Annotated in this window: 7 protein-coding genes (1 of these 7 running past the window's edge); 5 read left to right on the top strand and 2 right to left on the bottom strand. The window is 41.7% G+C overall.

The features are described from left to right. A protein-coding gene (locus QC759_RS07275) for a DUF2070 family protein (protein WP_048072034.1) crosses the window boundary here: on the bottom strand, window positions 1-573 show its beginning. Its footprint begins 1,242 nt before the window's first position; 573 of the gene's 1,815 nt are visible here — the first part of the coding sequence; the start codon lies at window positions 571-573; the stop codon falls past the left edge of the window. A 756-nt stretch (window positions 574-1,329) separates the two neighbouring features. On the opposite strand from QC759_RS07275, the gene QC759_RS07270 reads away from it, so the two are divergent. The 5 genes from QC759_RS07270 to QC759_RS07250 all read left to right on the top strand — a co-directional run bounded on the left by QC759_RS07270 (window position 1,330) and on the right by QC759_RS07250 (window position 4,313). Then, on the top strand, window positions 1,330-1,899 hold the full coding sequence (locus QC759_RS07270; protein WP_048072033.1) for a hypothetical protein: 570 nt from the start codon (window positions 1,330-1,332) through the stop codon (window positions 1,897-1,899). Between the two features lie 91 nt (window positions 1,900-1,990). Next, window positions 1,991-2,542, top strand: coding sequence for a FumA C-terminus/TtdB family hydratase beta subunit (locus QC759_RS07265; RefSeq protein ID WP_048072032.1), 552 nt, complete (start codon window positions 1,991-1,993; stop codon window positions 2,540-2,542). 51 nt (window positions 2,543-2,593) lie between these two features. After that, window positions 2,594-3,385 (top strand): DUF6282 family protein, encoded by a 792-nt coding sequence (locus tag QC759_RS07260; RefSeq protein WP_082055687.1) that lies wholly within the window; start codon window positions 2,594-2,596, stop codon window positions 3,383-3,385. A 141-nt stretch (window positions 3,386-3,526) separates the two neighbouring features. Then, window positions 3,527-3,919, top strand: a complete 393-nt coding sequence (locus QC759_RS07255; protein WP_048072030.1) for a hypothetical protein — start codon at window positions 3,527-3,529, stop codon at window positions 3,917-3,919. A gap of 202 nt (window positions 3,920-4,121) precedes the next feature. Further along, window positions 4,122-4,313, top strand: coding sequence for a 4Fe-4S dicluster domain-containing protein (locus tag QC759_RS07250; RefSeq protein ID WP_048072029.1), 192 nt, complete (start codon window positions 4,122-4,124; stop codon window positions 4,311-4,313). Window positions 4,314-4,400: 87 nt separating this feature from the next. Here the strand turns inward: QC759_RS07250 and QC759_RS07245 are convergent. After that, window positions 4,401-5,000: sensor histidine kinase (locus QC759_RS07245; protein ID WP_279845430.1), on the bottom strand; the 600-nt coding region annotated here is incomplete at its 5' end.

Genomic DNA, 5,000 nt, shown 5'->3' with positions numbered 1-5,000 from the left:
AATTCCCTTCAGTGCCACGGCCAGGATACTGAATGATCCGATGTTGGTGGTTATGCTGGTTAAAAATACTATAACCACCACCATGCTCAGAATCAAAACCGGTTGTATGGCGGATACTAAAATAGATCTAATGGCCCCTATATTGGAAGTACCCCAAATAATGAATATACGCACTCCAAATGCTAGAACACAGCCTAAAATCAGTGCATCAATGATATAACTGTAAACAGTGAAGGTAGAAACCAGGCTCCCCACAATGTACACCAGGGCCACCAGTACCATGGTTAACAGGGACACGAACATGGATTGCTTCATCTTCATGTGCCGCCCTTCCATGGCGTTGATCACCGGTTGGGTAATGGCTCCATCCATGATGGAAGTGAGTCCAAAGATCAGGAAACCCGCTGATCCTCCGTAGACAATACTATCGAATATTGATGATAAAGGTTCCAGATAGGCGGCAATGGCACCAGTTAGGAAGCTCAGGAAGGTCATGCATAAAATGGATATTCTACTAGGGGGAAGGGTCACCAGATACTTGGAAAGGTCAGTAATGTTATCGACTGCCGACATAATACACCTCTTAAGGCCAATAATTGTAAAGGATTTTTTTGTAAATTTGAATTATGAGTATTTTGACTTACTATATTAGTCTGCTCTCCTTATTTATAGGTTGGTTCTTAATTTTATGGTCATCCTATTACTTAACAATTGTTTTTAAATTAGTTATGATGGTAAGGAGTTCTCCTAGCTATTTAGAATTAACAGAGCTACCTATAATATTAAATCCCTTAAGTTATTAAACATTAACACAATATATTAATTGAAATAAAATAAGTATTACTTTATTTTAGGTTCACCTTACTGGTATACGCACTGTTTTTTTTGGGTTAGTTTAGAAAATTTCGTGGGGATATATGAAAAATGAGGGGTTAAAATTATTTTTTTTGAAAAAATATCCCTGTAAAATTGTAATGCAAATGAATGCAAATAAATGTAATGCAATGTACCCTTTATTTTTCATTTACAAATTTTGCCATGATCCATTAATAACACACTATGAAGGAAATATAGTCAGTTATTTTCCCTGCACTTCTCTTAAACATCTTTCCGAAAAATGCATTAATACCCTAAGATTTATAATCTTATATTTAATTGAAAGAGTAAGGTATAGTTAATTGAATAGTAAGGGATACTGATCCTTGGTTAGAATCAACTGGAAACTTAAACCCAAGGTCAATTCCATCCCGGGTGCTTAAACAAAAATACATAAATTTCCTTCCCCTCCCTGGAAAGAGTTATTATAAAAATCCAAGTTCAGGTGTCATCATGGCTTTAAAGAGAAAAACCAGAAAACCAATTCGTTCTGCTGGTGGATATCTCTTTTGCAATTACTGCGGAGGATATTACAAACTGAAGGATGATGAGACCCTCCGGGATTATGATAAATGTGAATGTGGTAACCCCCTGGAATTTTGCAAAACCTACCAGGATTTGCAGTTAAAAAGTACCAACCTTCACCGCAATAGGGAAGTCTTCGATTCATTTCAAAACAGGTTAGTTGAAAGAAGAGAGTCCTTAATAAGCCTAATTCCCCAAATAGAAGTGGATGGCGATTTTTTAGATTTCACATCCCCTGTTTCTACCCCGGAAGAGGAGGGTGTCTGGGATATCATTGACCGGGAATTCAATGCCACCAGCCAGAAAAATTACCTTAACATCATACTGGAACAGGAACGTTTGATGACGGCTATCCAGAGTAAAAAGGACAGTGTACATAATCCCACCTTTACTGATAAAGTCAGCCGGTTCTACCAAGAAACAGATCCCGGCATACTACTGGGAGCAGTTATCGTTGTGCTCATTATCATCCTGATTCTGGCCGTGATGTGGGGATGAAAAACCCGCATTTTGTGAATTAAAATGGAAATCTTCCTATTTTATATTTAGAGGATAAGTAATATAATCTTAAACTAATTATGGTGTAAAAATGATTGTTCATCTTGAAACACCCCTTAAAAGGGAAGACACTCAAAAGTTAAGAATTAAAGATTCGGTTTACATTTCCGGAACCATCTACACCGCACGGGACAGTGCTCATAAACGCATAATTGAGTCTGGTTCACCTGTGGACCTTGAAGGTGCGGTTATATTCCATGCCGGACCCATAATCAAACAGGAAGATGAAAATTACCATATGGTGGCAGTGGGACCCACCACCAGCACCCGTATGAACCCTTACCAGGCAGAAGTACTGGATCAGGGAGCTCAGGCAGTGATTGGGAAAGGAGGAATGGATGATGAGACCGCCGAAGCACTAAAACGTAATGGTGCCGTTTTCCTGGCTGCAGTGGGGGGATGCGCTGCATTGTACGTGAGTTCCGTGGTTAAAATAGAGGGTGTGCACTGGCTGGATCTGGGTGTACCAGAAGCAGTCTGGGAACTGGAGGTCAAGGACTTCGGACCACTCATTGTCACCATGGACTCCACCGGGAGTAACCTCTACCAGGAGGCCCGTAAAAGAAGTAATCCCCCGGAATAATTACCTTTACGGGATAAACAAATAAATCTTTTTCTAGATGTTATGATCAGTATGAATCTCAGTGATGAAGTAAAAGAGAGCAAGCTCCTGGATGGTTTAATTGACACCCACATCCACACCAGTCCCGATGTTAAACCCCGGTTATTAACCGATTATGAAGCTGCTCTGGAGGCCAAAGAGAGGGGAATGCGCACCATAGTGCTCAAGTCTCATGTAGAACCCACTGCTGGCCGAGCCCATCTTACCAGTATGATGACTGGACTGCCAGTAATAGGTGGAGTAACCCTGAACCTCAATGTGGGGGGCTTGAATCCAGAAACAGTGCGAAGCACAGCATTAATGGGGGGTAAAATAATATGGCTTCCCACTGTCCATCACCAGGAAATAAAACTGGACACCGATGCACTGGAGGAGATACTACATCTGGTGAAGGACCACAGTATGGTACTGGCCACCGGACACCTGAGCCCCCCGGAGATATTCCAGGTACTGGACCTGTGCCACAGCCTGCAAGTGGAGAAGGTAATGGTAAACCACCCCCTCACTAGGGTAGTGGGAGCCTCACTGGATGAACAGAGGGAAATGGCCCGCCATGCATATTTAGAACACTGCTGGGTGGCCACCATGCCCCGCCATGATAATTTAAGTCCAGAAGTCATGTTCGAAGCCATCAGGGAAGTGGGGGCCAAACACTGCATCCTGGCTACGGACTTTGGACAGGCCCATAACCCCAGTCCAGTGCAGGGCATGCAGATGATGATCGCCAGCATGGTTAAACAGGGAATTTCCTGGGAGGATATAAAACTCATGTGCCAGGACAACCCGGAAAAATTGTTATTTTAATAATTCGATAGTAACCGATAGTTTGAAAGTATAATGCAGATAAAAGTGGATAATGTTTAACAGATGATAGTGATAGCGATTTGATAGTATTTAGCCAAGTAAATAGGTTATTATTCTATTAATTTATCTGGAGTTGGTTTATTGACCGTAGAGTATCCAGTAGAATTCACCTTTAGCTATGAAATACCAGGCAGGGGTTATCTTTTCAGTCTGACCTGGGATGGGGAATGTCTTTTTTTAAGGGAACTTGCACCAGGTCAGGAACAACAGAAGGAAATAAGCCCAGAATTAGACGAATGGGATGAATTCTGGCATCGTATGGATGAAATAGGACTATGGGCTTGGTATGACGAGTACATGGTCTCCTGTGATGAAGCCTGCCTGAAGGGAGATGAATGGGAGATAAACCTGGTCCACGGGGATATGAAGGTAGAGTCCCACGGTGCCAACAGTTACCCCACCACATTTCACCAGTTTTTAAAGGCCACGGAGGAGTTAACTGGAATTATCATCGAGTTCATCCAGCAGGACTGAAAATATAACAACAGGGTTTTTAACACACCGTACTTGGTCATTTTAATCCAGTCATGATACTAAATGGCGACGAAAAATAAATCTAATCCCCCTGATAAATATCAATCAATAACCATTTCAATCAAACTATTATCAATCAAACTATTATCAATCAAAAATCAATATCAATCAAAATAATTGGCCAATTCACGGAGAGAAAAATATGCCGAAAATAGAAATCGATCCCGAATTATGTAGCAAGTGTGGAACCTGTGTATCCAACTGCCCGGTGGGTATCTTCCAGCAGGATGATGAGGAATCTATCCCCCTGGTGGTAGACACTGATAACTGCATACTCTGCGGTATGTGTGTGGATAACTGCCCGGAAGATGCGGTGAAACACGAAAATTTCTAAATTTAAGAATTAACTTTTAGATTAATGGTTCTTTTTGTTTAATCACCTTTTGATTACTCTTTTTGTTTAATTATCTTTATTCCGGTTTCAAATCCTTTTTTTATACCTCAGTTCTTTAAATTTAACGGTGAACTTGGTTCCCTGAGTTAAATCCAGGCTGATGTTTCCATCGATTTGACAGGTTAAGCTGTTTACCAGTTCCAATCCCAGGGTTTCTGTGTTCCTATAGTCCAGATCAGGAGGGAAGCCCACACCATCATCGCTCACGGTTAATATGAATTCACGGGCATCATCTTTTCCTGGCTCCTGTTTGAGAGATACTCTTATTTCCCCCTCCCGGCCCTCAGGGAATGCGTACTTCACACTGTTGGTGAAAAGCTCACTTACTATGAGGCCACAGGGAACTGCAGTTTCCATGTTCAGGTTAACATCATCCACATCCACCACTAACCTGATTTTATCGGCATCCCCACTGTAGGAGTAGAACAGCTCGTACACCAGTCGGGTGATGTAATCCTCAAATTTAATGTGGGTGAAATCCTTGGACTGGTATAGGTTTTCATGGATCATGGCCATGGACTTAACTCGGTTTTGGCTTTCCTTGAGGATACTGACTGCAAATTGTTCATCGGCCTTAAGGTGCTGGCTTTGCAGGTTCAACAGGCTGGATATGATCTGCATGTTATT

The organism is Methanobacterium formicicum, from assembly GCF_029848115.1.
GTDB classification, from domain to species: domain Archaea; phylum Methanobacteriota; class Methanobacteria; order Methanobacteriales; family Methanobacteriaceae; genus Methanobacterium; species Methanobacterium formicicum.
The sequence above is the reverse complement of the archived record's forward strand: the minus strand, read 5'-3'. Positions and strand labels throughout refer to the sequence as shown.

What these genes read in the sequence shown, in the direction of transcription:
- QC759_RS07270 (WP_048072033.1), top strand. Translation starts at nt 1,330, where the DNA reads ATGGCTTTAAAGAGAAAAACCAGAAAACCAATTCGTTCTGCTGGTGGA.
- QC759_RS07265 (WP_048072032.1), top strand. Translation starts at nt 1,991, where the DNA reads ATGATTGTTCATCTTGAAACACCCCTTAAAAGGGAAGACACTCAAAAG.
- QC759_RS07260 (WP_082055687.1), top strand. Translation starts at nt 2,594, where the DNA reads ATGAATCTCAGTGATGAAGTAAAAGAGAGCAAGCTCCTGGATGGTTTA.
- QC759_RS07250 (WP_048072029.1), top strand. Translation starts at nt 4,122, where the DNA reads ATGCCGAAAATAGAAATCGATCCCGAATTATGTAGCAAGTGTGGAACC.